The following is a 25,351-nucleotide window of genomic DNA, read 5'->3' as shown; positions in this document are numbered from 1 at the left end:
ATCGCGCCACCGCCCTTCCTGCTTATTTCCTGCCCGCGAACCAGGCGGTGAGCGGCGCCTGCAACCGGCCCCGCGTCTCGATCCGCGTCTTGATCGCGGAAATGGCGCGATCCACCACCTTGCGCGATTCGGGCGTCAGATATTGGGTGGCATAGGCGTCCAGCTTGGTCGCCATCGCCGGGTCGGCCGACCCGCCACCGAGGCGCGCCAGCGCCTGGCTGCGCGCCGAGACGTCGATCAGCGCCTCATATTGCGCGCGATGCGCCAGCACATAATCGACCGCCATCATCGGATGCTCGTAACCGACCGCGCTGATGATCGCCGCGCTCGTCGTCTTGCCCGGCTCGTCGGTCAAAGCGAGGTCCAGCGCCTGCGCCGCCAGCTTCTCGTCTTTCGCGCCGCCCAGCAGCGCATAGGTGCTGCTCTTCTCCAGGTCGGTCGTCGCGCCCTTGGCCATGGCGCGCAGCTTGTCCCAGGTCGCCTGATCGGCATTTTTGGCGATGATCGACAGCCAGGTGTTGCGCAGCGGCCCATCGAGCAGGGCAGGCTGGGCGAAGCGACGATTGGCTTCGGCCACCACCGTCTTGTCGCCCATATCGCCCAGCGTCGCCACCAGCGCCTGACGCAGCACCGGCGCCTGCGCCGCTTCGCCCGGCTTCACGTCATAGCCGATATCCGCCAGCACCGGCCCCAGCTTGGCCGAGCCATAGGCCGCCACCTTCGCCTGCGCCGCCTTGTCGCTCTCCAGCATGTCATAAGCGCCGCTGATATATTCCGGGACCTCCGCCAGCACGGCGGGGCTGGCGGTCGCGGGCACCGCGTCCACCAGGTCCATCGCCAGCCCGATCGGCTGATACCCGCCCAAACCAAGCTGGAAGTTGTCCGCAAGCAAGCCGGTCTGGTCGATGCTGGCCAGCCTGGTGAAATCCTTCGCCAGCGCCTTCACATTGGCCGCCGGATAGAGCGAGCGATAATAGCCCGTCTGCCCCGCATTGACGACATAGGCGCCGCAGCCCGGCAGCGTCACCGTGCCCTTGCCCTGCAAAATCAGACGCTGCGCTTCGCCGCCGATGGTCTGCGCCTTGACCGGCACGTTCCAGCGCAGCGGCGTCTTGCTCTTCTGATCGCGGCTAAATTCGCCCTGGCTCAGCGTCAGGACGGTCGATCCGCCCTTGCAGACCGCGCTGTCGACGGTGACCAGCGGAATGCCCGGCTGCGACGTAAAGTCATGCGCGATCGAAACCAGCCCCGTGGCGCCCGCGCCCTCGACCGATTTCCACAGGTCGTCGGTCACGGTGTTTCCGTAGGCATGCGCCTTCATATAGGCTTGGATGCCCGCTTTCCATGCATCCTCGCCGGCATAGCCTTCCAGCATGGTGATGACCGCCTCACCCTTCTGATAGGTGATGGCGTCGAACGCCTGGTTCACCTGATCGACGGTGGTGATCTTCTGCACCACGGCATGGGTGGTGGCGAGCGAATCGAGGCTCATCGCCGCCTCGCGCCCGTCCACGCGGGTCAGCAGCATTTCCCAGTCGGGTTGCAGCTTGTCGGTCACCTTGGTCGCCATCCAGCTTGCGAACCCCTCGTTCAGCCACAGATCGTCCCACCAGGCCATGGTGACGAGGTCGCCGAACCACTGATGCGCCATTTCATGCGCGACGGTTTCATAGATGCGGCGCTTGGTCGCTTCCGACGTGAAGCGCGGATCGACCAGCAAGGCGCGCTCGAAGGTGAAGATCGCGCCCCAATTCTCCATCGCGCTGAAGAACTGGCTCTGGCCTGGTCCCGCGACATTATCCAGCTTGGGCAGCGGATAGGGGACGCCGAAATAATCGTTATAATAGGGCAGGATGCTGGCCGACGCGTCGAGCGCCAGTTGCGCCTTGCCCGTATTGCCCTTGCCGGTGATGACGCCGACTTCGGTATTGCCCGCCATCTTGGTGGCGCGGTCGAGTTCGCCCAGGCCGAAGAACAACAGGTAGGAGGACATTTTGGGGCTGGTGCCGAACGTGACCAGCTTCTTGCCGCCGCCCATATCCTTGCTCGTCTTGACCGGCATGTTGCCGACCGCCAGTTGGTCGGCGGGAACGACCGCGGACAGGTCGAACGTCGCCTTGTAGCTCGGCTCGTCCCAGCTCGGCACGAAGCGGCGCGCATCGGGCGCTTCGAACTGGGTGAAGAGCGCGCGCTTCGCCGCGCCCGCATTGTCGGTATAGTCGAGCGCGAACAGGCCGTTCGCCTGCTGGTTGATGACGCCGGCATAGACGATGTCGAGCTTGTAGCTGCCCGGCTGGACCGGCTTGCCGAAATCCAGGCTGACGGTCTGGGCGTCCGCATCGATCCTGGCGGTGCCCTTGATCGCCTTGCCCTTTGCCGGCGTCAGCATGACGGACGAAACGGTCAGGTCGGCGGCGTTCAGCACCAGCGCCGGCAGCACGGTCGCGACGCTGACATCGATCGTCACCTTGCCGCTGAACTTCAGGTTCGCCGCATCGGGCGTCACTTGAATCGCATAATGGCTGGGCGCGGCGCCGCGCGGCAATTGCGTGGTGATCCCGGCGGCGGGGCCGGTGGGCATGGAACCGGGCGTTGGCGCGCTTTGCGCCAGGGCGGGGGCCGCAATGGCGACAGGCGCAGCCGCGATCAGCAGCGGCAGAATGGTCTTGAGGGGCATAGGATGAAGACTCCGACACGTCTTGGGAGCGCATGAAATCATGTCTCACGCGCAATAAACGCGGGATCGGCCGTTTCGCTGCATCGGTCAAGCGATGGCGTACGGCCGGCATGTCGTTGGTCGAACCCTGTTGCCCGTTTGTCAAACAGGGCCGACCCGCCCCATCTCCGTTCGGGATTTACCCCCGCCCGCGATATCCCGGCACATCCTGCGCCGGCAGCCACAGGCCCGCCGGCGGCTCGCCCGATTGCCAGAAGACGTCGATCGGGATGCCGCCGCGCGGATACCAGTATCCGCCGATGCGCAGCCAGACCGGGTCCATCTCGGCGAACAACCGCTCGCCGATGCCCACGGTGCAATCCTCGTGAAAGGCGGCGTGGTTGCGGAACGCGCCCAGGAACAGCTTGAGCGATTTCGATTCGACGATCGTCGCGCCCGGCGCATAATCGATCACCAGATGGGCGAAATCGGGCTGGCCGGTCACCGGGCAGAGCGAGGTGAATTCGGGCGCGGTGAAGCGCACCAGATAGGGTTTGCCGGGGCGCGGATTGGGCACATAATCCAGCACGGCCGCTTCCGGGCTGGCGGGAAGGGCGCTGCTCTGCCCCAGATGCAGGGGCGCGGTGGGAAGGTCGGTCATGCCCGGCCATCTACGCGATTGCACGCCTGATGTCATCGGCCTGCATTGTTCACTTGCGGTTCAGCCATTCTTGTGCCTTGGCAGGGCCATGGGGTCTCATATTCGTCCGTTGCCGTTCGCGGCGCCGCTGCTGGCAATTGCCGCACTTTCCGCCGCGCCCGTCCATGCCCAACAGGCGGCGGAAACCGCCCCCGGCTTCCAGCTACCGCCCGCCAATACGACGCCCGCGCCCAATCCCAACCGGCAGGGCCCGGAACTGAACGTCTATCGCGATCCCGTCACGCCCAGCGTTACGCCCCCGGTCGTAGCACCCACGGTGACGCCGCCGCCCGCCACGGTGCAGCCGACGCCGCAGCCCAGCCGACCGCGCCCTGCCCCACCCGCGACGCCGTCGGAAACGCCCCGCGCGCCGCGTCCCACCGATCGCGCGACGCCGCCGCCCGCGCAGCCGACGCGCCAGCCCGAAGCCGCACCCGCCGCCGCCACGCCGGCGCAGCCCGCGCCCGACGACGCCCCGGCCAACGCCAGCGCCGCGGTCGCGCCAACGCTCCAGCCGCCTCCCGCGCCCGCGACCAACGCCACGGACAGTCCGGAACCGGCCGCCGCGCCCGCCTCGGCGGCGGAAGACGCCAGCCCCCTGTCCCTGCCCTGGATCATCGGCGGCCTACTCGCCCTGGCCGTGCTGGCCGCCGCCTTTCTGCTACGCCGCCGCCGTCCGACCGCGGAACCGCTGGCCGAACCGGCTGCGGAACCCTTAGCCGATCCGGTCGCCCCGCCCGCCGCGCCACCACCGCCTGCCGACACCGTGCGACTCACCCCCGCCGCCCCCGCCACCGCGCGCGCACCCGCTTCCGCCCCGGCCGAGCGTCCCTGGCTCGACATGGACATGACCGTGTCGCAGGCGCGCTATTCCCTGATGGGCGTCACAATCAGCTACAGCCTGATCCTGCACAATCGCGGCGACCGCCCGGCGCAGGACGTGCTGGTGCGCGGCATATTGGGCAATGGCGGCGCGCAGCAGCAGGCCCTGCTCAACGGCTTCTTCACCGGCGACGACGGCCTGCCGCTGCATAGCGCCGTATCGATCGCATCGGGCGAAACGCTCCAGCTTGCGGGCGAGCTGCGCCTGTCGCCCGACCAGATCGTGCCGGTGACGATGGGCCAGCGCAGCCTGCTGATCCCGCTGGCCGCCTTCGACGCCGCCTATCGCTGGGGGCCGCAGGATGCCGATCCGGTCGAACAGGGCCGCACCGCCCGCGCCTTCATCGTCGGGCAGGAGCAGGAGCCGCCGGCCGAGCGCCTCGCCCCGCTCCGCCTGGACCAGGGGCCGCGCCAATATCGCCGCCCCGCCGCCCGCGCCGCGGCGGAACTTACGCCGGCCTGATAGGCGCAACGCCCTTTAATCCCTTGCCGTCCCGCTCTAAGACAGGGGCGAACAAGGGCCGAAGGACGCCGCATGACCATTTTCCTGTCCACCGCAGACCTCGCCGCCCAGCTTGGCCAGCCCGACCTCGTCATCCTCGACGCCAGCCTGTTCCTGCCCGGCACCCCCCGCGACCCGCGCGCCGAATATGAAGCCGCCCATATCCCGGGCGCCGTCTTTCTCGACCTGCCGACCCTCAACGATCCGGCCGACCCGACCCCCGGCATGTTGCCGCCCGACAATCTCATGACGCAGCGTGTCCAGGCGCTGGGAATCCATCCCGACAGCCGCATCATCGTCTATGACAACAGCCCCACCCACAGCGCCGCGCGCGGCTGGTGGATGATGCGCCTCTATGGCCTTGGCGCATCCGCGATGATTCTCGACGGCGGCCTGCCCAAATGGGTGGCGGAGGGACGGCCGACGCAGAGCGGCGCGGCAACGCCCGCCCCCGGCACCGCCATCGCCCGTCGCGCAGCCGGTCAGGTCCGCACCAAGGCGGACCTGATCGCCAATGTCGCGAGCGGCGCGGAACAGGTGCTGGACGCGCGCGGCGCAGGCCGCTTCACCGGGCAAGAGGCCGAACCGCGCCCCGGCATGGCGTCGGGCCATATCCCCGGATCGCGCAATCTCCCCTCCTCCGCCCTGTTCAACCCGGACAACAGCATGAAGGCGGGCGAAGAGCTGCGCGCGCTGTTCGAGGGCGCAGGCATCGACCCGGCCGCTCCAGTCATCACCACCTGCGGCAGCGGCGTCACCGCCGCGATCCTGCTCGCGGGCCTCGAAACGCTCGGCAACGACGCCGTCACCCTCTATGACGGCAGTTGGTCGGAATGGGGATTCGACCCCGCCACGCCCAAGGCGACGGGCGCAGCATGAGCGAAGACGCTTCCGGCAAGGATGGGCGCAGGCCCCTCACCAAACTCGCGCAAGCCGGCCGCAAGCCCGAATGGACCGGGATGCCCGGCCAGCCCGGCGCAATTGTCAGCCCACCTGTCTGGCGCGCCTCGACCATCCTCTATGACGATGTCGCCCATCTGCGCAAAGCCGCGGGCAGCAGCACGCATGAACGGCTCTTCTACGGACGCAAGGGCACGCCGACCGCCTGGTCCCTTGCCGACGCGCTCACCGAAATGGAGCCGGGCGCGGAAGGCACGATGCTCTACCCGTCGGGCGTCGCGGCGATCGCCTGCGCGCTGATGGCCGTCCTCAAGCCCGGCGACCGGCTGCTGATGGTGGACAGCGCCTATGACCCGACCCGCAATTTCTGCACCCAATTGCTCGATAATTACGGTATCGAAACGATCTATTATGATCCCGCAACCGTCTCGCTCGATGTCTATCTTGAAGGCGGCCCGATCCGCGCCCTGTTCCTCGAAAGCCCCGGCAGCCTGACCTTCGAGGTGCAGGACGTGCCCACGCTGACCGCCTGGGCGCAGGCGAACGGCATCGTCACTCTGCTCGACAATACCTGGGCGACGCCGCTCTATTTCCCCGCGCTCAGCCATGGGGTCGATATTGCGATCCTCGCCTGCACCAAATATATCGTCGGCCATAGCGACGTGATGATGGGCAGCGTGACCGCGACCGCCGACTGGTTCGCCAGGATTCGCCAGACCGCCTATCTCTTGGGCCAGATGGTCAGCCCCGACGACGCCTGGCTCGCCAGTCGCGGCCTGCGCACGCTGGGCGTCCGGCTGCAACAGCATCAGGACAGCGCGCTCGCCATCGCCCATTGGCTGAAAGACCAGCCCGATGTCGCCCGCGTCCTCCATCCTGCGCTCCCCGACTGCCCCGGCCACGCCCTGTGGCAGCGGGATTTCAGCGGTTCGACCGGCCTCTTCACCTTCATCCTCGATGGCGGCGACGAGGCCGCCCGCGCCGCCCTGATCGACGGCCTCGCCCATTTCGGCATCGGCTATAGCTGGGGCGGCTTCGAAAGCCTGGCCCTGCCCGTCGATCCCGCCCGCTATCGCAGCGCGACGATATGGAACGCCGAAGGCCCGGCGGTCCGCCTCCATATCGGCCTGGAAGACCCGGCCGACCTGATCGCGGACCTCGACGCCGGCCTCGCCCGCTTCCGGGCGATACGGGATGCCGGCTAGAAAATGACCCCGCCGATGACCCCTGGCGCCACCCATTTGCTGGCGCTCTTGCCCGGCGACCCGGACATCGTCCACCCGATGGTCGCGCTGCTGCTCGCCATTTTGCTTTATGCCGCCGCCTGGGCCATCGGCCGCGCCCTCGCCCCGCGCCTGCGTCATCGCCTGCCGCCGCTGGGCGACGCGCTGGCCGGCCATGTCCGCGCTATCCTGCGCCATGGCGTCGCCGCATTGCTGCTGGCGCTGGCGCTCGTCCTCTGGCCGACCGGATCGCTCGCCCATCTCGTCGTCGGCACGGCGCTGGGCGGGGCGGTGGCGCTGCTCGCCACCCACATCCTGCGCGGCCTCGCCATACCCCGCTGGGCGGTCGCGCCGCTCGCGCTCATCCTCTTCATCCTGATCGTGTCGGGCAGCAGCGGCGGCATCGTCCCGGTGGGCGAGATGCTCGATCGCATCGGCTTCACCCTGGGCAAGCGCCGCATCACCCTGCTCGGTCTGCTCTCGATCGCCGCCACCTGCGTCGCGCTCTTCGCCGCCGTGCGCCTGACCAATCGCCTCATCGGTCGATCGATCCAGAAGACCGACGGCTTCGATCCGACGCAGAAGCTGCTGGCGCAAAAGCTCGCCGCCATCGCGGTGATCGTCGCCGCCTTCTTCATCGGCGTCGATCTGCTGTCGATCGACCTGACCGCCTTCGCCGTCTTCTCCGGCGCGCTCGGCCTCGCCATCGGTTTCGGCCTGCAAAAGACCTTCGGCAATCTGATCGCCGGCATCATCCTGCTGATGGACCGCTCGATCAAGCCGGGCGACGTCATCGTCGTGGGCGACAGTTTCGGCTGGGTGAACAAGATCGGCGTCCGCGCCGTCTCCGTCATCACTCGCGACGGCAAGGAACATCTGATTCCCAACGAGAATCTGATGACGCAGGAGGTGGAGAACTGGTCCTATTCCGACCGCAACGTCCGCGTTCGCATCCCTGTCGGCATCGCCTTCGACTCCGACCTCAAGCTCGCCCAGCAATTGATGCTCCAGGCCGCACAGGACAGCCCCCGCGTACTGCGCAATCCCAGGCCCAATGTCTGGCTCACCAGTTTCGGGGAAAGCCGCGTCGAACATGACATATTGGTGTGGATCAGCGACCCCGAAGGCGGCGTGGGCAATGTGAAGTCGGACGTGCTGGGTCGCGTCTGGCAGCTGTTCCGCGACAATGGCATCGCCATTCCCTACCCGCAGCGCGTCATCCACCACGCGCCCGACACAGGGCGACCATAAGCGGCTACCCCCAGCAATTGCGCGCTTCTGACCTGTCGGCGGGCTTGATCGCGCGTGGCCCTAACGGAATTTTGTTGCAGTCCAGCAACATTAGGGCAGCAAAAGACATTGGCGAGCAATAAAATCTTGTGCAGCGCAATGAGGACAGGCATTTCCACACATGTTGAGGCAGCCGGCCCATCCCGAGCGGGGGAAGCATAGAGGCGGGCGCCTGGACGCAGGCGGGACGATCGCAGAACCATCAAGGGGATTAATATGCGTAAGTCCATTCTCGGCCTCTCGGCCCCCGTCTTTGTCGGCGCTCTTGTCGGCGCGCTCGCCGCCGTTTCGGCGCCTGCCATGGCCCAGGACGAGCCCACGCCCGAGATCACCGTCACCGGCAACGCGGCCGTCGTCACCGACTATCGCTTCCGCGGCATTTCGCAGACCAACAAGAAGTTCGCGCTGCAGGGCGGCATCACCGTCAGCCACGCTTCGGGCTTCTACGCGTCGGTCTGGGGCAGCTCGATCGACGATTATGTCGCGGCCGGCTCCGACCAGGAACTCGACCTGATCGGCGGCTATACGACCACGGTCGGCGCCGCCACGATCGACGTCGGCGTGCTCTATTATTACTATCCCGGCAATGCCGGCCTCAACACCGACTTCGTCGAGCCCTATGCCTCGGTCAAGGGCACCTTCGGCCCCGCCACCGCCAAGCTGACCGTCAACTACGCCCCCAAGGCGAAGGCGCTGTCCGTCGGCAACGGCAAGGAAGACAATCTCTACGTCGCAGGCGACCTGTCGGCCTCGATCCCCAACACCCCGCTGGGCGTGTCGGCGCATCTGGCGCATAGCTTCGGCCCCAGCTACCTGACCATCGGCAAGGGCTATACCGACTGGAATATCGGCGCGACCTACACCTGGCAGCATCTGACCTTCGGCGTCTCCTATGTCGACACCGACAAGTCGCTCTATTCGCCGGCGGGCCACAATATCAGCAAGGCCGGCGTCGTCGGCACGCTGACCGCGGCCTTCTGATCCGACACGCCTTCCGGAGGTGAAAAGGGCCGCGACCGCGCCAGCGATCGCGGCCCTTTTCGCGTGCGCGACACAGGCTGCGAATCCGTCCGGGCCGAACGGGGCGACATGGTGTCGCTCGAACGAACGGATGAAGGACGGCGCTCATGGATCATTACGGGGTCGCCACCGCCCCCCGCCGCCCCTATATTGCCCTGATGTCGCCCCTCACCCTCCTGCTCCTCTTCCTCGCCACGATCGCCGCGATGGAGGGGTTCGCCTATGTCATGCACCGCTGGGTGATGCACGGCCCTGGCTGGTTCCTCCACGCCAGCCATCACCGCGCGCGCACCGGCTTTTGGGAAGCGAACGACCTCTATTTCGTGATCTTCGCCCTGCCCTCCATCCTGCTGCTGCTCGGTGGCGTGCAATGGGGCTGGGGCAGTTGGGCGACCGCGGTGGGCGCGGGCATCGCCGCCTATGGCGCCATCTATCTGGGCTTTCACGACATCATCGTGCATCAGCGGGTGACGCACCGCTATGTCGCGCGCTCGCGCTACATGAAGCGCATCGTCCAGGCCCACCGCCTGCACCATGCGGTCGAAACGAAGCATGGCACGGTCAGCTTCGGCTTCCTGATCGCTCCACATCCGACCGCGCTGAAACAAGCATTGGCACAGCGCGGCCGCCAGGGCGTGCGCGCGGCGAAGGGGCTGGAGGATGCGGGCGCGGTGGACTGATTTGGGTGGATAGGGGACTGTCGGCTTTCAAGCTCGAGTGCGGGATATCAGACAATCCGGTCAGCCGCGCTCCAAGGTTCGCAATTGGTTCAAGATCGCTTCCGGCATTGGCAGGCACGTCATGATAGTGAGATCGGCTCCAATATCGGGAATCGTGTTCCTGAGCCGTATACGAAACCGGCAGGTATCTTCGATAAGAAGCGTCTCAATTTGCCCGTAGCCGCCGTAAAGCTGATCTTTAACCTCAACATAATGATCTTCACCAAAGAACTCTGCCACCACGTTTCCGTCACAGGGACGTGAGATTATAATGTAAGCGGCTGGCGCCCCACTTAGGTCGAATGCGATTTGCGCGACGCCATTCTCAACCGAAATGTTTTCTGCGATGCTCTTAAATTTCATCCTGCGTCCTCCAACTAAGCCAGGGCTACGGAACGAAGAGAACGGCAGCAATTGAGAAAGTTATTTTAAGGGGCGACAGGCTTAAAATGGTCGTCAGCGGTCATCGCTCACCCCGTCAGCGGACAGGCATCCAGTCCGCTTTCGCTCCTCCGCACCACCGTCTTTCCTATTCCCCCATTCTCTGGTTTACCCTCACCGATGGACCAGCCCCTCCCCTCGTCACCCCCCACGCCTGCCAGCCGCTGGCCCATGGCGTCCGTGGCGCGTGGATGGCGCGAACCCGGCGCGTCCCTGTCGCGTCCCCGTCGCGTTGGTGTGAACCGATCATGACCGTCCCTTCACCCACCTGTAGCCTCGCGATAGCGTCGCAGGCGCGTCGGCGGCGCTTTTCGCGCAAATCACCCGACAACGGCGTGAACTTCGGCCGCGGCGCCCACCCGGCCCCGTCGCGACCCGCCGGCACCATCAAATCCCCGTCCCCCCTTCATCTTGGCCGCCGCTTGTTCTATGTCCGCACTCCAATTCCCAAGAGGACGCCATTTTGATCCTGGACCTTGCCGCCGCCGCTTCGGGCGCCATTCGCTTTGAAGATCTGGGGCTGGACCCCGTCGCCCTCAATCTGGGCTTCTTCACGCTCAAATGGTACAGCCTCGCCTATCTGGCCGGCATCCTGATCGGCTACTGGTATCTGCTCAAGCTGGTCGCGCAGCCGGGGTCGCCGATGGGCCGGCGCCATGCCGACGACATGATCTTCTATGCGACGCTCGGCATCATCATCGGCGGGCGGCTGGCCTATGTGATCTTCTACCAGCCCGAAATCCTGGCCCATCCGCTCGACATCTTCAAGCTGTGGCATGGCGGCATGTCCTTCCATGGCGGCGCGGTCGGCGTGTCGCTCGGCATTCTCTACATGGCCTGGAAGGAAAAGCTGAGCTGGCTGCGCATCCATGACTATGTCGCCTGCGTCGTGCCCTTCGGCCTGTTCTTCGGCCGCCTCGCCAATTTCGTGAACGGGGAATTGTGGGGCAAGGAAACCGACGTCCCCTGGGGCATCATATTCCCCACCGGCGGCCCCTACCCCCGTCATCCCAGCCAGCTCTACGAAGCCGGACTGGAGGGCGTCGTCCTGTTCCTGATCCTCGCCTTCGCCTTCTGGAAGACCCGCGCCCGCTACAAGCCGGGGATGCTGGTCGGCATCTTCCTGCTGGGCTATGGCTGCTTCCGCTTCGGCGTGGAATATTTCCGCGAGGCCGACGCGCAGTTGATGGAGTTCGCCGCGCGCACCGGCCTGCATATGGGCCAATGGCTGTGCGTGCCGATGATCCTGGGCGGCCTCTACCTGATCGGCACCGCCGGCCGCCGCCGCGTGCGGGTGGAACCGATCGCCGGGGCGAACAGTGTCGCCTGAAACAGCATCGCTGGCGGATCGGCTGGCGCGGCAGATCGCCTCGGGCGGGCCGATCTCGGTCGCCCATTATATATCGGAGGCGAACCAGCATTATTACGCGACCCGCGACCCCCTGGGCGCGGACGGCGACTTCACCACCGCGCCGGAAATCAGCCAGATGTTCGGCGAGCTGGTCGGCCTGGCGCTGGCCGACGTCTGGATGCGGTCGGGCCGCCGCCCCGAAACCGTCTATGCCGAGCTGGGGCCGGGCCGCGGCACGCTGGCGGCCGACGCGCTGCGGGCGATGGAGCGGGCGGCGCTCGCGCCCAAAGTGCATCTGGTCGAAACCAGCCCCGCGCTGCGCGGTCGCCAGCTCGCCCTGCTGCCCCATGCCATCCATCATGACAGCATCGACAGCCTGCCCGAAACCGGCCCGCTGCTGGTGGTCGCCAATGAATTTTTCGATGCCCTGCCCGTCCGCCAGTGCATCCGCGTCGGGGACGAATGGCGCGAGCGCGTCGTCGTCAGTCGCGAGGCGGAGGGCCGCTTCCTCCCCGTCCCCGGCTATCGCCGCATCGAATCGGGCCTGCCACCCTTTGCAGTGGACGCGCCCGAAGGCGCGATCCTCGAATCGCCGATCGTCGGCGCCGGCATCGCCTATGCCCTGGCCCACCGCATCGCCAGGCAGGGCGGCGCCGCGATCATCATCGACTATGGCCATGAAGGCCCGGCGCTGGGCGACACGTTGCAGGCGGTCAAGGCGCACCAGTTCGCCGATCCCTTCACCGATCCGGGCGAGGTGGACCTGACGACCCATGTCGATTTCAACGTGCTGGGCAATATGGCGCGCCAGGCGGGCCTGCGGGTTCATGGCCCGGTCGGCCAGGGCGATTATCTGCGCAAGCTCGGCATCGACGCCCGCGCCGACCAGCTCGCCCGCACCGCCCCTGCCCGCGCTGCGGAGGTGGAGGCGGCCCGCCATCGCCTGACCGACGCGGCGGAGATGGGGACGCTGTTCAAGGCGATGGCCTGGACCCATCCCGACTGGGCGGACCCGGCCGGGTTCGACCGGCTTTAATCTTCCTGGTGGTAGCGGCCCAGCTTGCGGATGAAGCCGATCAGGCCGGTCTGCCGGCTGCGCTTCATCCGCTCGGCGTGGAGGATGGTCTGGACCCGCGCGAAACAATCGTCGGCATCGACATTGCACAGCACATAGTCATAGCCGTCCCAATGCGCGATCTCGCCCGCGGCGCGCGCCATGCGACCCTCGATCACCGCCTCGCTGTCGGTCGCCCGCCCGCGCAGGCGCCGCTCCAGCTCCTCCATCGACGGCGGCAGGATGAAGATGCGGACCACGTCGCCGCCGGCAATCTGGTGCAACTGCTGCGCGCCCTGCCAGTCGATGTCGAACAATACGTCCTGACCAGCCTTCAGCATCGCCTCGACCGGGCCGCGTGGCGTGCCGTAACGCTGGCCGAACACATGCGCCCATTCCAGGAATTCATGGTCGCTCGTCATCCGGCGGAATTCTTCCAGATCGACGAAATGATAATCCTTCCCATCGACTTCACCGGGTCGCATCGGCCGCGTGGTCGCGGATACCGACATGGACAGGTCCGGTTCGGCGGCGAGCAGCTTGCGCGCAATGGTGGATTTGCCCGCGCCCGAAGGGGAGGAAAGGACGAAAAGAACGCCCCGCCGCTTGAAATCGGGGGTCTCTGAAGGAATGGTGTCGGCCATGGCCGCTAGTGACGCCTGAGACGCGATTTTGCAAGAGGGCGGTGGGGAGAGACGATGCGACGCAGACGACTGGCCAACCGGCGCGGCTTCATCGCCGCCGCCCTGATCGCGCTGGCCGCCTGCATCATTCTGTTTCTGATGCACCGCCCACCCATCTGCACCTGCGGCCATGTGGAACTGTGGCATGGCGCGCTCGACAGCGGCAACAGCCAGCATATCGCCGACTGGTACAGCCTCAGCCATGTGATCCACGGCTTCCTGTTCTACGCGGGCGCGCGCCTGTTGCTGAAACGCCGGCCGATCGGGCCTCGGCTGGCGCTGGCCGTCCTGATCGAATCGGCATGGGAGATATTGGAGAATTCGCCGATCATCATCGACCGTTATCGCACGGCGACGATCGCGTTGGGCTATTCGGGCGACACGATCCTGAATTCGATGAGCGATATCGGCATGATGACGCTGGGCTTCCTGTTCGCCGCCCGCGCGCCGGTCTGGGTGACGGTCACGCTCGCCGTCGCGCTGGAATTGCTTGCGCTCGCGGTGATCCGCGACAATCTGACGCTCAACGTCCTGATGCTGACCTGGCCGATCGACGCGGTGCGCGACTGGCAGGCGGCGCTTTAACCCTTGGCTTTCCGCGCCGTTTCGATCGGGATCGGCTCGCCGCTCTTGTCTGGCAGCAGTTTCAGGTTCCTTTTGCGCTCCGCCTCGCGCTTGGCCTCGTACAGCTTGCCCGCCATATAGGCCCCGGTTACGAACAGCGCGCCGGCGGGGTAGCGCATGATGATCCGCTTGGCGCCCGCGCCTGCGATCAGGCCGAACACGCCCTTCTTTCCCGTCGCCGCCGCGACCCGGGCGGCGACCACCGTCGCCCCGACCCGCGCCGCCTTTCGCAGCATTCCCGCCTTTTTCGGCGGACGGATCGTCACCAGCGGGGCGGAGGGGGTGAGGGGTGTTTTCTTCATACAGGGTTAATGTATCGAAGCCCGGCCGGTTCCGCCATGTTGATCTGGATCAGACCATATTTTCCGGCCGCACCAGACGGTCGAAGGTCGCCTCATCCACCAGCCCCAGCTCCAGCCCGGCCTCTTTCAGCGTCTGCCCTTTCTTGTGCGCATGTTTGGCGATGGCGGCGGCATTGTCGTAGCCGATCTCGGGCGCCAGCGCGGTCACGAGCATCAGCGACCGGTCGACCAGCTCGGCGATCCGCGCCTCGTTCGCCACCAGACCCTCGACGCAGCGTTCGGCGAAGCTCTCCATGCCGACGCTCAGCAGGTGGATGGAGCGCAGCACATTGGCGCCGATCAGCGGCATGAAGACGTTGAGTTCGAAATGGCCCTGCATCCCGCCGATCGTCACCGCCTGCGCATTGCCGATCACCTGTGCCGCGACCATGGTCAGCGATTCGCACTGGGTCGGGTTGACCTTGCCCGGCATGATCGAACTGCCCGGCTCGTTGGCGGGCAGGTCCAGTTCGCCCAGCCCCGATCGCGGCCCCGATCCCAGGAAGCGGATGTCGTTGGCGATCTTGGTCAGTGACACCGCCAGCGTGCTCAAGGCGCCCGCAAAGAAGACCAGCCCATCCTTGGCGGCGAGCTGCTCGAACTTGTTGGGCGCGCTTTCGAACGGGGTGCCCGCGATATCGCTGATCGCCGCGACCATATCCTCGGCCCAGCCTTCGGGCGCGTTGAGGCCGGTGCCGACGGCCGTGCCGCCGATCGCCAGCTTGCGGATATTGCCGTTGAGCGCCCCCTCGATCCGCGCCCGGCCGCTGACCAGTTGCGCGGCATAGCCGGAAAACTCCTGGCCCAGCGTCAAGGGCGTCGCATCCTGCGTATGGGTGCGACCGATCTTGACGATATGGCTCCAGGCCTGCGCCTTCGCGGTCAACGCCCCGGTCAGCTTTTCGAGCGCCGGGATCAGCCGGTCGCGCGTCGCCATCACGGTCGCGACGTGCAGCGCGGTCGGGAAGCTGTCGTTGGACGACTGGCTCATATTCACATGGTCGTTGGGATGGACCGGGCTCTTGCCGCCGCGCGTGCCCGCCAGTTGCTCATTAGCGAAACCCGCGATCACCTCGTTGACGTTCATATTGGTCTGGGTGCCCGACCCGGTCTGCCAGATGACGAGCGGGAACTGGTCGTCCAGCGCCCCTGACACGATCTGCTGCGCCGCATCCTCGATCGCGGCGACGAGGCTGGCGTCCAGCCCATGCGTCCCGCTCACCCGCGCCGCCGCCTGCTTCACGATCGCCTGCGCATGGACGATGCCGAGCGGCATCCGTTCGGTGTCGCCGAAGGGGAAATTCTCGATGCTCCGCTGCGTCTGCGCGCCCCAATAGGCGGCAGCGGGCACCTCTATGGCGCCGATGCTGTCGGTTTCGGTGCGGGTGGTGGCGGGCATGAAGACAGTCTCCTTTTGAGAAGGAATCTCAAGAGACTGTCATGTAAGGTAAGGCTGGAAAATTCCAATGACCGACGGGGTGACCTGCCCCGCCGACGGACAGCTTTACTTCTTCTTCCCGAAGTCCACCGTTACGACATTGGAGCCGTCTTCGGCCGTCACCTGCGGCCCGTCATTCTCCGCTTCGTCATGCGGTTCGGGCAATTCATCCGCCGCGACCTGGAATTGCAGCGCGAAATTGACCGCGGGATCGACGAAGGCGGTGATCGCGCTGAAGGGAATGTTGAGGTGGGCCGCGACCTGGTTGAAGGTCAGGCTGACTTCGAAATGATGGTCGCTGACCTTCAGGTCCCAATATTTATTCTGGAGGACGATCGTCATCTCGTCCGGGAAGCGCTCCACCAGATGTTTGGGGATGTCGACGCCCGGCGCGTTCGTCTTGAAGGTGATGTAGAAATGATGCGCGCCCGGCAGGCCGCCGGACTGCTGCACCTCGCCCAGCACGCGGCCGACGACTGCACGCAGGGCCTCCTGCACGATTTCGTCATAGGGAATCAGGCTGTCGGGCAGATCTTCGCTCATGGCGCAATGTCCTAACGGCCCGAAACAGGCGGTCAACCCCCGCAGGCGGATTGCATGAGCAGATTGCATGATGGGCGCTACACGCTATAGGGCGGCCATGCGCACGGCCGAGATTCACCGCAACACGGCGGAAACCCAGATCGACGTCACCGTCAACCTCGACGGGACTGGCCTCTATACGGTGTCGACGGGCATCGGCTTCCTCGATCATATGATCGAGCAACTGTCGCGCCATTCGCTGATCGACATGGATGTGAAGACGGTCGGCGACCTGCATATCGACCAGCATCACACGACCGAGGATACCGCGATCGCGATCGGCGAGGCGCTGGGCAAGGCGCTGGGCGACAAGCGTGGGATCAGCCGCTATGGCAGCGTCTATTCGCCGATGGACGAGACGCTGAGCCGCGTGGCGCTCGACATTTCGGGTCGCCCCTGGCTGGTGTGCAAGCTGCCTTTCACCGTCACCAAGGTCGGCGAATGGGACACGGAGATGGTGGAGCATTTCTTCCACAGCTTCGCCCAGGCAGCCGGCATCACGCTGCATATCGAGCTGCTCTATGGCAGCAACAACCATCATATCGTCGAAAGCGCGTTCAAGGGTCTGGCCCGCGCGCTGCGCCAGGCGGTGGAGATCGACCCGCGCAAGGCGGACGCGATTCCCTCGACCAAGGGCATGTTGTAACAGCGCAACGAAAGGCTGGACCCATGTTCATCATATCGCTGACCTATACGGCTCCGGCCGATATTCTGGACGGCCATCTGGCGGACCACCGGGCCTGGCTGGACCGCGGCATTGCCGATGGCTGGCTGCTGCTGGCCGGCCGCCGTGAGCCGCGCACCGGCGGCATATTGCTGGCCCGTGGCGATCGCGCGGCGATCGAGGCGAAGGCGGCGACCGATCCCTTCGTCGTCAACGGCGCCGCTACGGCTGAGGTGATCGCATTCAACCCGGTGCGCGCGGCGGCGGGCGTCACTCTGGAGAGCCTGCTCGCATGATCGCCCTGATCGACTATGGCGCGGGCAATCTCCATTCGGTCCATAATGCTCTGCGCAAGGCTGGCGCGCACGATGTCGCCATCACCGCCGACGCCGATGTCGTGGCCAGGGCCGATCGCATCGTCCTGCCGGGCGTGGGCGCTTTCCGCGCCTGCCGCGATGCGCTGGTCGCGATCCCCGGCATGGTCGACGCCATGAACGAGGCGGTGAACGGGCGCGGCACGCCGTTCCTGGGCGTATGCGTGGGCATGCAGTTGCTGGCCGATGCCGGCGAAGAGTTCGGCCGGCATGAGGGGCTGGGCTGGATTCCCGGCACCGTCCGCCGGATCGAACCGACCGACGCCGCCGTCAAGGTGCCGCATATGGGCTGGAACGATGTGGTGCTGAACGGCGCGCCGCCGCTCATCGAGGCGGGTGAGGCCTATTTCCTGCACAGCTATCATTATGAGGCCGCCGATCCCGCCCATGTCGCCGCGACGACCGACCATGGCGGGCCTCTCGTCGCCGCAGTCGCGCGCGACACCATCATCGGCTGCCAGTTCCACCCCGAGAAAAGCCAGCGTTACGGGCTGGCCTTTATAGCGCGGTTTCTGGATTGGAAGCCGTGATATAATGCAACATCCGTTCGGTTCGAGCCTGTCGAGAACCCTCGCGCAACAGGTTCTCGACAAGCTCGAACCGAACGGAATTTTGGAAGTCGCATAATGTCCCTGATCGTCTTTCCCGCCATCGACCTGAAGAACGGCCAGGTCGTCCGCCTCGCCGAGGGGGATATGGACCGCGCCACCGTCTATGGCGACGATCCCGCCGCGCAAGCGCTGCTGTTCGCGCAAGCGGGCGCGCAGCATCTCCATGTCGTGGACCTCGACGGCAGCTTCGCCGGCCATGCCGTCAATGCGCAGGCGGTCGAGAAGATCGTCGACGCCTTTCCCGGCCATGTCCAGTTGGGCGGTGGCATCCGCAATCGCGAAGCGGTGGAGCGCTGGTTCGACCTCGGCGTCTCGCGCATCGTGATCGGTACCGCAGCGCTCAAAGACCCCGCCTTCGTCAAGGCGGCGGCGCGCGACTTTCCCGGTGGCATCGTCGTCGCGGTCGATGCCCGCGACGGCTTCGTCGCGACCGACGGCTGGGCGGAAAAGAGCGATATGGAAGTGATCGACCTCGCCCGCCGGTTCGAGGATGCCGGCGTCGCATCGCTGCTCTTCACCGATGTCGGCCGCGACGGGATGCTCAAGGGCTGCAATATCGACGCGACCGTCGATCTCGCCCGCGCCACCGACATTCCGGTGATCGCCAGCGGCGGCGTGGCGGGGATCGCGGACGTCCGCATCCTCAGCCTCCATGCCGACGAGGGGATCGAAGGCGTCATCACCGGCCGCGCCCTCTATGACGGGCGGCTGGACCTCAAGACCGCGCTGGCGGTCGCCAAGGCGGCGGCGTGAGTAACGTGACATCCCACGGGTATTGGAAACCAGTCGCATGACCGTCCGCACCCGCGTCATCCCCTGCCTCGACGTCGCCAATGGGCGCGTGGTCAAGGGCGTCAATTTCGTCGATCTGAAGGATGCCGGCGACCCGGTCGAGCAGGCCAAGCTCTATGACGCGGCCGGGGCGGACGAACTCTGCTTCCTCGACATCACCGCCACCCATGAAGCGCGCGGCACCATCCTCGACGTGGTGCGCCGCACCGCCGAAGTCTGCTTCATGCCCGTCACCGTGGGTGGCGGGGTGCGCACGCCGGACGATGCGCGCGCGCTGCTGCTGGCAGGCGCGGACAAGGTCGCGGTCAACAGCGCGGCGGTCGCCCGGCCCGAACTGGTCGCCGACATCGCCGACCGCTTCGGTAGCCAGTGCATCGTCGGGTCCGTCGATGCGCGTAAAGTGAGCGAAGGCCGGTGGGAAATCTTCACCCATGGCGGTCGCCAGCCGACCGGCATCGACGCATTGGAACATGCGCTGCGCCTGGCGGACCTGGGGGCGGGCGAACTGCTCGTCACCTCGATGGATGGAGATGGCACCAAGGCGGGCTACGACCTGGCGCTGACCCGCGCCATCGCCGACGCGGTATCGATTCCGGTGATCGCCAGCGGCGGGGTCGGCACACTCGACCATCTGGTCGAGGGCGTGGTGCAGGGCCATGCCAGCGCAGTGCTGGCCGCGTCCATCTTCCATTTCGGCCAACACACGATCGCTGAGGCCCATCGCGCGCTCGCGGCGGCGGGCGTGCCGGTACGGTCGGCCTGAAAATGTCGATTTACTTTACAGCAACCATGATTTCCGCTGCGATGTTAACCATCATTCTTCCCTGAAATACTGGGAATTCTACCCCATGGCATGGACCCTGCTTAACCAAGTCCGGGTCGCGTTCAACCATTACAGGTTCAACGCAAACGGGGTGATTTGATATGAAACTTCCTAAGATGCTTCTCATGGCCGGCGCCGTCGGCCTCATGGGCGCTGCCGTGCCGGCGCCCGCCAACGCCACTTTCTGGTGCTGGTTCGGAAAGTGCGGTGGTTCGTCGTCGGGTGGTTCGACCAGCGGCGGCGGCTCGTCGGGCGGCACGCCCACGCCGGTGCCGGAGCCGGAACAGATGGCGCTGTTCGGCATGGGTGCGGCCGTTCTGGCCGGCCGCATGTTCTTTGCGGCCCGCAAGCGCAAATAATCGATTGACGGGTCGCGCGCACGGCGCTTGATGGCGGCCATGCGCGCGACCCTTCATAGCCTCGAACAGACCATCCGCCAGCGGCGGAGCGCCGACCCGTCGGCCTCCTATGTCGCCAAGCTGACCGCCAGGGGCCGCGCCAAGATCGCGCAGAAGGTCGGCGAGGAAGCGGTCGAGACGGTGATCGCCGCCATGGCGGACGATCGCGACGCAGTGATCGGCGAAAGCGCCGACCTGCTGTTCCATCTGCTGCTGCTGCTGGCCGATGTCGATGTGCCGCTCGACGCGGTGCTGGACGAGCTGGACCGGCGCGAAGGCGTGTCGGGCATCGCCGAAAAGGCCGCGCGCCCGGTGGATTGACGCCCCATTGGGGAAAGATGTTGCCCGCCCTGCGTTGATGCGTCAGCTTCATATCAGGAAAAGGGGGAGGCATCATGGTTCGCACTCTTGTCGGCGGCCTTCTGGGCGGCTTTGCCATTTTCATCACCGGCTTCATCTTCTGGGGCACGCCCTTGTCCGCGCTGGCGCTCAGCCGCACCGACGAACAGGCCAGCGCAAACCTGCAGGCCGCGATGGCGCAGGCGCTGACCCCGACCGGCACCGGCGTCTATGTCATCCCCGACCCCGCGACGGCGCAGGGCACCATCCTCTACGGCAAGGGGCCGGTAGCGCAGATATTCTACAATGAAGGCGGCTTTCCGGTGATGGATAGCGGCGCGCTGATCGGCGGGCTGATCCTGGCGCTGGTCGTGGGCGTGCTGATCGCGCTCGCCCTGCGTTTCGCACTGGCCGATTTCGCCAGCCGCGCCCGCGCCTCCATCCTGTTCGCGCTGGCGGCCGTCCTATGGCTGCATATCGGCCAGGCGGTCTTCAACCATGCGCCCTGGGGCTATATTCTCTATCTCGCCTTCAGCGATTTCGTCGCGCTGGCGCTCGCCGGCCTGATCGCAGCCAGGCTGATGGAGACGAAGGCCGAAGCCACGGCCGCGGCGGATGCCGGCACGTTGCATTAAACGGACGCTTCCTCCGCCAGCCGGATCATGCAGGCGGCGTGGCGCCGGGCGATCGCCATGCGATCCTCGCCATAGCCGCCGCCCATGGTGCTGGCGAGCGGCACGCCCCGCCCCCGCGCCTGCCGCATGACATAGCGGTCGCGCATATCCAGTCCGGTATCCGTGAGCGCCAGCCGTCCCAGCCGGTCCGCCCCATGCGGATCGACCCCCGCCTGATAGAGGATCAAATCCGGCGCGAAATCGTCCAGCACGCGCGGCAGCACCTCCGCCAGCACCGCCAGATAGGCCGCGTCGCCGGTCCCATCCTCCAGCCCGACATCGAGCGTCGAGCGCGCCTTGCGCACCGGGAAATTCTTTTCCGCATGGATCGACAGGGTGAAGATATCGCCGCGCCCGGCCAGCAGCGACGCGGTGCCGTCCCCCTGATGCACGTCGAGGTCGAGGATCAGGATACGCCCCGCATCGCCCTCCGCGATCAGCCGATGGGCGGCGATGGCCAGGTCGTTGAACACGCAATAGCCCGCCCCCGTATCGTGCAGCGCATGATGGCTGCCCCCCGCGGCATTGGCGGCATAGCCATGCGCCCTCGCCAGCTTCGCCGCCGCCCAGGTGCCGCCGGGCGACAGCATCGACCGGCGCATGACCCGCTCCGTCACCGGAAAGCCGATCCGCCGCGCCTTTTCCGGCGGCACCGTCAGGGTTACGACCTCTTCCACATAGATGGGATCATGCACCGCCTCGATCCAGGCGCGCGGCATCGGCACAGGCTCAACCGTCTGGAAATCCAGGCCGCTTTCGCGCAGTGCATCCATCACCAGCCCATATTTGTCGAAACGAAATCGGCCGCCATCTGTTGCAGGGGAGACATAGGCGGGATGGTGAACAACGTGCAGCATGATCTTTTCCGCTATGGCGATTTGAACCGTGGCGGCTTTGCGCTATCTGGTCCAGCATGAACCGTCCCGATCTGATCCGTATCCCGCTGCTGGCGCTGCTTGGCGTCGCCGCGTTCCCCGCCGTGGCGCAGACCCCGCCGCCCGCCGTGGCGCCCACATTGTCTGTGCCGACCATCCAGCCCGTCCCGGTCCCCCCGCCGCCCGTGCCGATCCCGGCGCTGTCCCCGGCGCAGGAGGCCTGGGCCAATGACTGGCTGAAGAATGGCGCGGCGCAAGGGCTGATGGCCCGGCAGAAGGCGAGCGGCCCGCTGAGCGGCGATGCGCTCGTGAGCGCCCTGCTCGATCGCGCCAAGGCGCTCAGCACCGGCCGCGTCGACACCGCCGACTTCCTCCAGATCTGGGCGCTGCGCCCCGGCGCCTTCGACCCGCGCCCCGGCCTCGCCAAGGCGGTGAGCGAGGATCGGCTGTCGCAATGGTCCACCGGCCTCACCCCGCCCTGGTCGGGTTATGACACGCTGCGCAAGGGCCTCGCCAAATATGAGGCGATCCGCGACAAGGGCGGCTGGCCGACGCTGACCGCGTCCAGCGCGCCCGATGTGGTGCGCGCGCGCATCGCGCTGGAAGATCCGGCCGTCACCCAGAATGAAAAACTGGTGGACGTGATCCAGCGCGCCCAGCGCCGCTATGGTCTCGAACCCACCGGCACGCTCGGCACGCGCACATTGGCCGAACTCAATGTCGGCGTCGATGACCGCATCGCCGCGATCATGGCCAATATGGAACGCTGGCGCTGGATGCCGCGCAGCCTGCCGGTCAATCGGGTGCAGGTGAACATCGCCGCCGCCGTGCTGACCGTGTTCGAAGGCGACCAGCCGGTCACCTCGATGCGCGCGGTCACCGGCAGCCCGACCAACCAGACGCCGATGCTGACCTCCAGCATCCATTCGATCGTGGTCAATCCGCCCTGGAACGTGCCGATGTCGATCGCCAATCGCGAACTGTTTCCCAAGGGGCGGGCGGCGCTGGCGCGACAGGGCTACAAGATCGTCAAGACGCCCGAAGGCGGCGAACGCATCGTCCAGCCGGCAGGCCCCGGCAGCGCGCTCGGCCGGTTGAAGTTCGACTTCAACAACCCCTTCGCCGTCTATCTGCACGACACCCCGTCGCGGGGCAAATTCTCCAGCTATGACCGGCTGGCCAGCCATGGCTGCATCCGCCTGGAAAAGCCGGTGGCGCTGGCCGAACTGATGGTCGCGGCCGACCCCAATCTGAACGGCCAGATCCAGACGCTGATCGACGAAGGCAAGACCCAGCGCGTATCGCTGCCCAGCCAGGTGGCGGTCTATCTGCTCTACTGGACGGCTTTCGCCGGCAATAACGGCACGGTCAGCTTCCGCGCCGACCCCTATGGCTGGGACAAGCTGCTCGCGCAGAAGATCGAGGCGTCCAGCCGCCGCGTCGATCCCACCGCCGCCCCCTCTCCCGCTATCGCATCGAAGGACTGATCCATGCGCACACTCGCTTTCGCCGCCCTCGCCGGCGCCTTGCTCCTCTCCGCCTGCGGCAAGAAGGAAGAGGACACCCCGACCGTCACCAACAATCTGGTCGAGCCGCCGGTCGAAAATGTGATCGTGGACGAACCCGAAGCGCCGCAGCCCGAGCCGCAGAACAATGCCGTCGCGACTCCGGCCGCGCCGCCGCCTTCGGTGTCGGAACAGCAGCAGATTCAGGATGATGCGGAAGCGACCGGCATGACCTCGCGCCTGCCCGAAGGCGGCGAACAGAGCCAGCCAGCGGACGGGACGAGCACGACAGGCGAGTGAAAGCGCCCGCCCCGCTCTTGGACCGGGGCGTCGCCTTTGCTATATTGCGGCCATGGATCGCCGCAATTTTACGAAGTTCGCTTTAAGCGGACTCGCCTTTTCGTTTCTGTCGGACAGCATGGGTCGCGCCGCGCTGTCCTCGACAGGGCCTGAACCATTGAGTCCGGCGCCGGTTCCCACCGTGCCTGCAACGCCGCGCGCAGTGGCGCAAAAGCCCTATGCCGCGCTGCTGGAACGCGCCAAGGCGGCGCTCGACCGCCATGCCGACGCCTTCGCCCTGCGCGACCGGCTGGCGATCGTCGATTTCGACGCCCCGTCGAAAAATCCGCGCATGCATATCGTCGACCTGATTGGCGGCCAGACCAGCAGCTATCTGGTCTCGCACGGCCGCGGCTCCGACCCCGAACATTCCGGCTGGCTGCACAGTTTCTCGAACGAGTTCAACTCGCTCGCCAGTTCGTCCGGCGCGTTCAAGACGGGCGACATGTATTTCGGCCAGCATGGCCGGTCGATGCGCCTGCTGGGCCTCGACCCCCAGAACAACAATGCCGAACCGCGCGCCATCGTCATCCATGGCGCCGATTATGTGAGCGAGGATCATGTCGCCGCCTGGGGCAAATGCGGTCGCTCCGAAGGCTGTTTCGCTGTCGCCCCCCATATCGTGCCGCAGGTGCTGGGCCTGTTGGGGCCGGGCCGGATGCTCTACGCCGACAAGATCGGGAACGGCTGACGCAGCGGTCGCGAAGCGAAGCGCACTCCCTCAGCCGTCATTCCAGCCAACCGAACCGGCCTACGAAAAAGGCCGAAGCATCGCCCCGGCCTTTTTCGTCTTGTCGGGGATGGAACCTACCCCACCGTGCCCGCAGGCCCGGTCATCGTTTCGATCGATGGCTTGTTCATGGCGTCGATCGTGCCGTCGGCCATCATCGCCTTGCCCATCGTGATGGCCTCGTCGCGTAACCCCTCCTCGGTTGAGGTCTGGCTGGCGCCGATCAGGGCCGACAGCAGCACGTTCCTGCTCACCGCGTCGCCCGGTTGATCCGTTACGGTCTGGCGCGCCAGGGTCAATGCTTCCTCATAATAGGTATCGGCCGCGCCCCGGTCATGGTCGCGCAATTCCTGGTTCCCCATCTGGATCAGGATGCCGGCCAGGATGTTGCGGCCGGCCGCATCGGCGGGCTTGGCCTCCACCACCTTGCGCCAGTGCGGCAGCGATTCGCCATAGAGCGCGATCACCTTGTCCATCTGCCCCAGCGCGCCATAGGCGGCGGCATCGGCATAGAGCGCATTGGCGAGGAAATTGACATTGTCGCCCTTGGACGGGTCGGCCTCTACCGCTGTCCGGATCGCCGGCATGGCGGCGTCATATTTGGCGACCGCACCGGCATTGTCGCCCTTTTGCTGGGCCGCCTGGCCGGCGGTGAAGTCGGTCACGGCCTTGTTGAAGGCGGCGATTTCGGCCGGGGTCAGTTCGCGCGCGACGGGCGTTTCAGCGGCGGCGGGCGCGGCTTCGGCCGACGGCGCTTCGGGCGGAGCGGCATCGGGTGTCTGCTGCGCCAGCGCCAGCGGCGCGGCGAGCATCGAAACGAG

Annotated in this window: 29 protein-coding genes; 20 read left to right on the top strand and 9 right to left on the bottom strand. The window is 66.3% G+C overall.

The genetic code is table 11. The features are described from left to right. Positions 1 to 22: 22 nt before the first annotated feature. Positions 23 to 2,677 carry a M1 family metallopeptidase gene (locus SBA_RS05655; RefSeq protein WP_261936178.1) on the bottom strand — a complete coding sequence of 885 codons (2,655 nt, stop codon included), beginning with the start codon at positions 2,675 to 2,677 and terminating at the stop codon, positions 23 to 25. A gap of 178 nt (positions 2,678 to 2,855) precedes the next feature. Further along, positions 2,856 to 3,317, bottom strand: coding sequence for a preQ(1) synthase (gene queF / locus SBA_RS05650; RefSeq protein WP_066606263.1), 462 nt, complete (start codon positions 3,315 to 3,317; stop codon positions 2,856 to 2,858). A gap of 88 nt (positions 3,318 to 3,405) precedes the next feature. On the opposite strand from queF, the gene SBA_RS05645 reads away from it, so the two are divergent. The 6 genes from SBA_RS05645 (at position 3,406) to SBA_RS05620 (ending at position 9,853) form a co-directional block, all read left to right on the top strand. Beyond that, positions 3,406 to 4,701, top strand: coding sequence for a hypothetical protein (locus SBA_RS05645; protein WP_261936177.1), 1,296 nt, complete (start codon positions 3,406 to 3,408; stop codon positions 4,699 to 4,701). Between the two features lie 72 nt (positions 4,702 to 4,773). Next, positions 4,774 to 5,619 carry a sulfurtransferase gene (locus SBA_RS05640; protein WP_261936176.1) on the top strand — a complete coding sequence of 282 codons (846 nt, stop codon included), beginning with the start codon at positions 4,774 to 4,776 and terminating at the stop codon, positions 5,617 to 5,619. Continuing rightward, on the top strand, positions 5,616 to 6,845 hold the full coding sequence (metC, locus tag SBA_RS05635) for a cystathionine beta-lyase (protein WP_261936175.1): 1,230 nt from the start codon (positions 5,616 to 5,618) through the stop codon (positions 6,843 to 6,845). Before SBA_RS05640 ends, metC begins: the two co-directional genes overlap by 4 nt. Before the next feature lie 15 nt (positions 6,846 to 6,860). Next, the gene (locus tag SBA_RS05630) at positions 6,861 to 8,114 is read left to right on the top strand and encodes a mechanosensitive ion channel family protein (protein WP_261936174.1); all 1,254 of its coding nucleotides are present in this window, start codon (positions 6,861 to 6,863) and stop codon (positions 8,112 to 8,114) included. A gap of 255 nt (positions 8,115 to 8,369) precedes the next feature. Then, positions 8,370 to 9,134 carry a TorF family putative porin gene (locus SBA_RS05625; RefSeq protein ID WP_261936173.1) on the top strand — a complete coding sequence of 255 codons (765 nt, stop codon included), beginning with the start codon at positions 8,370 to 8,372 and terminating at the stop codon, positions 9,132 to 9,134. A gap of 197 nt (positions 9,135 to 9,331) precedes the next feature. After that, complete coding sequence (locus tag SBA_RS05620) at positions 9,332 to 9,853, top strand: sterol desaturase family protein (RefSeq protein ID WP_261936686.1); 522 nt, start codon at positions 9,332 to 9,334, stop codon at positions 9,851 to 9,853. Positions 9,854 to 9,913: 60 nt separating this feature from the next. On the opposite strand, the gene SBA_RS05615 is transcribed toward SBA_RS05620, so the two are convergent. Continuing rightward, the gene (locus SBA_RS05615) at positions 9,914 to 10,255 is read right to left on the bottom strand and encodes a hypothetical protein (RefSeq protein ID WP_261936172.1); all 342 of its coding nucleotides are present in this window, start codon (positions 10,253 to 10,255) and stop codon (positions 9,914 to 9,916) included. Between the two features lie 541 nt (positions 10,256 to 10,796). On the opposite strand from SBA_RS05615, the gene lgt reads away from it, so the two are divergent. Both lgt and SBA_RS05605 read left to right on the top strand, forming a co-directional pair. Further along, complete coding sequence (lgt, locus tag SBA_RS05610) at positions 10,797 to 11,663, top strand: prolipoprotein diacylglyceryl transferase (RefSeq protein ID WP_261936171.1); 867 nt, start codon at positions 10,797 to 10,799, stop codon at positions 11,661 to 11,663. Continuing rightward, complete coding sequence (locus tag SBA_RS05605) at positions 11,653 to 12,720, top strand: class I SAM-dependent methyltransferase (RefSeq protein WP_261936170.1); 1,068 nt, start codon at positions 11,653 to 11,655, stop codon at positions 12,718 to 12,720. Before lgt ends, SBA_RS05605 begins: the two co-directional genes overlap by 11 nt. Here the strand turns inward: SBA_RS05605 and gmk are convergent. Continuing rightward, positions 12,717 to 13,382, bottom strand: coding sequence for a guanylate kinase (gmk, locus tag SBA_RS05600; RefSeq protein ID WP_224550524.1), 666 nt, complete (start codon positions 13,380 to 13,382; stop codon positions 12,717 to 12,719). The genes SBA_RS05605 and gmk overlap by 4 nt on opposite strands. Positions 13,383 to 13,436: 54 nt before the next feature. On the opposite strand from gmk, the gene SBA_RS05595 reads away from it, so the two are divergent. Further along, positions 13,437 to 14,006 carry a DUF2585 domain-containing protein gene (locus SBA_RS05595; protein WP_261936169.1) on the top strand — a complete coding sequence of 190 codons (570 nt, stop codon included), beginning with the start codon at positions 13,437 to 13,439 and terminating at the stop codon, positions 14,004 to 14,006. Here the strand turns inward: SBA_RS05595 and SBA_RS05590 are convergent. The 3 genes from SBA_RS05590 to SBA_RS05580 form a co-directional block, all read right to left on the bottom strand. Continuing rightward, positions 14,003 to 14,347: a hypothetical protein gene (locus SBA_RS05590; RefSeq protein WP_224550526.1), complete on the bottom strand. Its 345-nt coding sequence runs from the start codon at positions 14,345 to 14,347 to the stop codon at positions 14,003 to 14,005. The two genes, SBA_RS05595 and SBA_RS05590, sit on opposite strands and share 4 nt — an antisense overlap. Before the next feature lie 49 nt (positions 14,348 to 14,396). After that, positions 14,397 to 15,785 (bottom strand): class II fumarate hydratase, encoded by a 1,389-nt coding sequence (gene fumC, locus SBA_RS05585; protein WP_261936168.1) that lies wholly within the window; start codon positions 15,783 to 15,785, stop codon positions 14,397 to 14,399. 105 nt (positions 15,786 to 15,890) lie between these two features. Beyond that, positions 15,891 to 16,367, bottom strand: a complete 477-nt coding sequence (locus tag SBA_RS05580) for an SspB family protein (protein ID WP_224550528.1) — start codon at positions 16,365 to 16,367, stop codon at positions 15,891 to 15,893. A gap of 97 nt (positions 16,368 to 16,464) precedes the next feature. Here SBA_RS05580 and hisB point away from each other — a divergent pair, with 97 nt between their 5' ends. The 8 genes from hisB (at position 16,465) to SBA_RS05540 (ending at position 21,042) form a co-directional block, all read left to right on the top strand. Next, positions 16,465 to 17,052: an imidazoleglycerol-phosphate dehydratase HisB gene (gene hisB, locus SBA_RS05575; protein ID WP_261936685.1), complete on the top strand. Its 588-nt coding sequence runs from the start codon at positions 16,465 to 16,467 to the stop codon at positions 17,050 to 17,052. Between the two features lie 23 nt (positions 17,053 to 17,075). Beyond that, complete coding sequence (locus tag SBA_RS05570) at positions 17,076 to 17,366, top strand: YciI family protein (protein ID WP_066606340.1); 291 nt, start codon at positions 17,076 to 17,078, stop codon at positions 17,364 to 17,366. Further along, entirely contained in the window at positions 17,363 to 17,974 is a 612-nt protein-coding gene (gene hisH, locus SBA_RS05565; RefSeq protein WP_261936167.1) for an imidazole glycerol phosphate synthase subunit HisH, read from the top strand. The genes SBA_RS05570 and hisH overlap by 4 nt, the downstream gene beginning before the upstream one ends. A 96-nt stretch (positions 17,975 to 18,070) precedes the next feature. Further along, positions 18,071 to 18,808 carry a 1-(5-phosphoribosyl)-5-[(5-phosphoribosylamino)methylideneamino]imidazole-4-carboxamide isomerase gene (hisA, locus tag SBA_RS05560; protein ID WP_261936166.1) on the top strand — a complete coding sequence of 246 codons (738 nt, stop codon included), beginning with the start codon at positions 18,071 to 18,073 and terminating at the stop codon, positions 18,806 to 18,808. A 37-nt stretch (positions 18,809 to 18,845) separates the two neighbouring features. Beyond that, complete coding sequence (gene hisF, locus SBA_RS05555) at positions 18,846 to 19,610, top strand: imidazole glycerol phosphate synthase subunit HisF (protein WP_224550531.1); 765 nt, start codon at positions 18,846 to 18,848, stop codon at positions 19,608 to 19,610. Between the two features lie 161 nt (positions 19,611 to 19,771). Continuing rightward, entirely contained in the window at positions 19,772 to 20,029 is a 258-nt protein-coding gene (locus SBA_RS05550; protein ID WP_224550532.1) for a PEP-CTERM sorting domain-containing protein, read from the top strand. A gap of 39 nt (positions 20,030 to 20,068) precedes the next feature. After that, the gene (locus SBA_RS05545; RefSeq protein ID WP_224550533.1) at positions 20,069 to 20,389 is read left to right on the top strand and encodes a phosphoribosyl-ATP diphosphatase; all 321 of its coding nucleotides are present in this window, start codon (positions 20,069 to 20,071) and stop codon (positions 20,387 to 20,389) included. Positions 20,390 to 20,463: 74 nt separating this feature from the next. Then, on the top strand, positions 20,464 to 21,042 hold the full coding sequence (locus tag SBA_RS05540) for a hypothetical protein (RefSeq protein WP_261936165.1): 579 nt from the start codon (positions 20,464 to 20,466) through the stop codon (positions 21,040 to 21,042). Here SBA_RS05540 and SBA_RS05535 read toward each other — a convergent pair. After that, complete coding sequence (locus SBA_RS05535; RefSeq protein WP_261936164.1) at positions 21,039 to 21,938, bottom strand: histone deacetylase family protein; 900 nt, start codon at positions 21,936 to 21,938, stop codon at positions 21,039 to 21,041. The two genes, SBA_RS05540 and SBA_RS05535, sit on opposite strands and share 4 nt — an antisense overlap. Before the next feature lie 56 nt (positions 21,939 to 21,994). On the opposite strand from SBA_RS05535, the gene SBA_RS05530 reads away from it, so the two are divergent. From SBA_RS05530 to SBA_RS05520, 3 genes are read left to right on the top strand one after another with little or no spacing between them, the layout of a single operon-like run. Continuing rightward, a complete protein-coding gene (locus tag SBA_RS05530; RefSeq protein ID WP_261936163.1) occupies positions 21,995 to 23,443 on the top strand; it encodes a L,D-transpeptidase family protein in 1,449 nt (482 codons plus the stop codon). Between the two features lie 3 nt (positions 23,444 to 23,446). After that, positions 23,447 to 23,761, top strand: coding sequence for a hypothetical protein (locus SBA_RS05525; RefSeq protein WP_261936162.1), 315 nt, complete (start codon positions 23,447 to 23,449; stop codon positions 23,759 to 23,761). 52 nt (positions 23,762 to 23,813) lie between these two features. Continuing rightward, positions 23,814 to 24,491 (top strand): murein L,D-transpeptidase catalytic domain family protein, encoded by a 678-nt coding sequence (locus SBA_RS05520; protein WP_261936161.1) that lies wholly within the window; start codon positions 23,814 to 23,816, stop codon positions 24,489 to 24,491. Between the two features lie 116 nt (positions 24,492 to 24,607). Here SBA_RS05520 and SBA_RS05515 read toward each other — a convergent pair whose 3' ends face one another. Then, positions 24,608 to 25,342, bottom strand: a complete 735-nt coding sequence (locus SBA_RS05515) for a tetratricopeptide repeat protein (RefSeq protein WP_224550595.1) — start codon at positions 25,340 to 25,342, stop codon at positions 24,608 to 24,610. Positions 25,343 to 25,351 lie beyond the last annotated feature (9 nt).

The organism is Sphingomonas bisphenolicum, from assembly GCF_024349785.1.
Lineage (GTDB): Bacteria > Pseudomonadota > Alphaproteobacteria > Sphingomonadales > Sphingomonadaceae > Sphingobium > Sphingobium bisphenolicum.
This window is presented reverse-complemented; position numbering and strand designations above follow the sequence as displayed.

Excerpts from the sequence above, each read along its gene's own strand:
- SBA_RS05655 (WP_261936178.1), bottom strand. The coding sequence starts at position 2,677 with ATGCCCCTCAAGACCATTCTGCCGCTGCTGATCGCGGCTGCGCCTGTC.
- queF (WP_066606263.1), bottom strand. The coding sequence starts at position 3,317 with ATGACCGACCTTCCCACCGCGCCCCTGCATCTGGGGCAGAGCAGCGCC.
- SBA_RS05645 (WP_261936177.1), top strand. The coding sequence starts at position 3,406 with ATGGGGTCTCATATTCGTCCGTTGCCGTTCGCGGCGCCGCTGCTGGCA.
- SBA_RS05640 (WP_261936176.1), top strand. The coding sequence starts at position 4,774 with ATGACCATTTTCCTGTCCACCGCAGACCTCGCCGCCCAGCTTGGCCAG.
- metC (WP_261936175.1), top strand. The coding sequence starts at position 5,616 with ATGAGCGAAGACGCTTCCGGCAAGGATGGGCGCAGGCCCCTCACCAAA.
- SBA_RS05630 (WP_261936174.1), top strand. The coding sequence starts at position 6,861 with ATGACCCCTGGCGCCACCCATTTGCTGGCGCTCTTGCCCGGCGACCCG.
- SBA_RS05625 (WP_261936173.1), top strand. The coding sequence starts at position 8,370 with ATGCGTAAGTCCATTCTCGGCCTCTCGGCCCCCGTCTTTGTCGGCGCT.
- SBA_RS05620 (WP_261936686.1), top strand. The coding sequence starts at position 9,332 with ATGTCGCCCCTCACCCTCCTGCTCCTCTTCCTCGCCACGATCGCCGCG.
- SBA_RS05615 (WP_261936172.1), bottom strand. The coding sequence starts at position 10,255 with ATGAAATTTAAGAGCATCGCAGAAAACATTTCGGTTGAGAATGGCGTC.
- gmk (WP_224550524.1), bottom strand. The coding sequence starts at position 13,382 with ATGGCCGACACCATTCCTTCAGAGACCCCCGATTTCAAGCGGCGGGGC.
- SBA_RS05595 (WP_261936169.1), top strand. The coding sequence starts at position 13,437 with ATGCGACGCAGACGACTGGCCAACCGGCGCGGCTTCATCGCCGCCGCC.
- SBA_RS05590 (WP_224550526.1), bottom strand. The coding sequence starts at position 14,347 with ATGAAGAAAACACCCCTCACCCCCTCCGCCCCGCTGGTGACGATCCGT.
- fumC (WP_261936168.1), bottom strand. The coding sequence starts at position 15,785 with ATGCCCGCCACCACCCGCACCGAAACCGACAGCATCGGCGCCATAGAG.
- SBA_RS05580 (WP_224550528.1), bottom strand. The coding sequence starts at position 16,367 with ATGAGCGAAGATCTGCCCGACAGCCTGATTCCCTATGACGAAATCGTG.
- hisB (WP_261936685.1), top strand. The coding sequence starts at position 16,465 with ATGCGCACGGCCGAGATTCACCGCAACACGGCGGAAACCCAGATCGAC.
- SBA_RS05570 (WP_066606340.1), top strand. The coding sequence starts at position 17,076 with ATGTTCATCATATCGCTGACCTATACGGCTCCGGCCGATATTCTGGAC.
- hisH (WP_261936167.1), top strand. The coding sequence starts at position 17,363 with ATGATCGCCCTGATCGACTATGGCGCGGGCAATCTCCATTCGGTCCAT.
- hisA (WP_261936166.1), top strand. The coding sequence starts at position 18,071 with ATGTCCCTGATCGTCTTTCCCGCCATCGACCTGAAGAACGGCCAGGTC.
- hisF (WP_224550531.1), top strand. The coding sequence starts at position 18,846 with ATGACCGTCCGCACCCGCGTCATCCCCTGCCTCGACGTCGCCAATGGG.
- SBA_RS05550 (WP_224550532.1), top strand. The coding sequence starts at position 19,772 with ATGAAACTTCCTAAGATGCTTCTCATGGCCGGCGCCGTCGGCCTCATG.
- SBA_RS05545 (WP_224550533.1), top strand. The coding sequence starts at position 20,069 with ATGCGCGCGACCCTTCATAGCCTCGAACAGACCATCCGCCAGCGGCGG.
- SBA_RS05540 (WP_261936165.1), top strand. The coding sequence starts at position 20,464 with ATGGTTCGCACTCTTGTCGGCGGCCTTCTGGGCGGCTTTGCCATTTTC.
- SBA_RS05535 (WP_261936164.1), bottom strand. The coding sequence starts at position 21,938 with ATGCTGCACGTTGTTCACCATCCCGCCTATGTCTCCCCTGCAACAGAT.
- SBA_RS05530 (WP_261936163.1), top strand. The coding sequence starts at position 21,995 with ATGAACCGTCCCGATCTGATCCGTATCCCGCTGCTGGCGCTGCTTGGC.
- SBA_RS05525 (WP_261936162.1), top strand. The coding sequence starts at position 23,447 with ATGCGCACACTCGCTTTCGCCGCCCTCGCCGGCGCCTTGCTCCTCTCC.
- SBA_RS05520 (WP_261936161.1), top strand. The coding sequence starts at position 23,814 with ATGGATCGCCGCAATTTTACGAAGTTCGCTTTAAGCGGACTCGCCTTT.
- SBA_RS05515 (WP_224550595.1), bottom strand. The coding sequence starts at position 25,342 with ATGCTCGCCGCGCCGCTGGCGCTGGCGCAGCAGACACCCGATGCCGCT.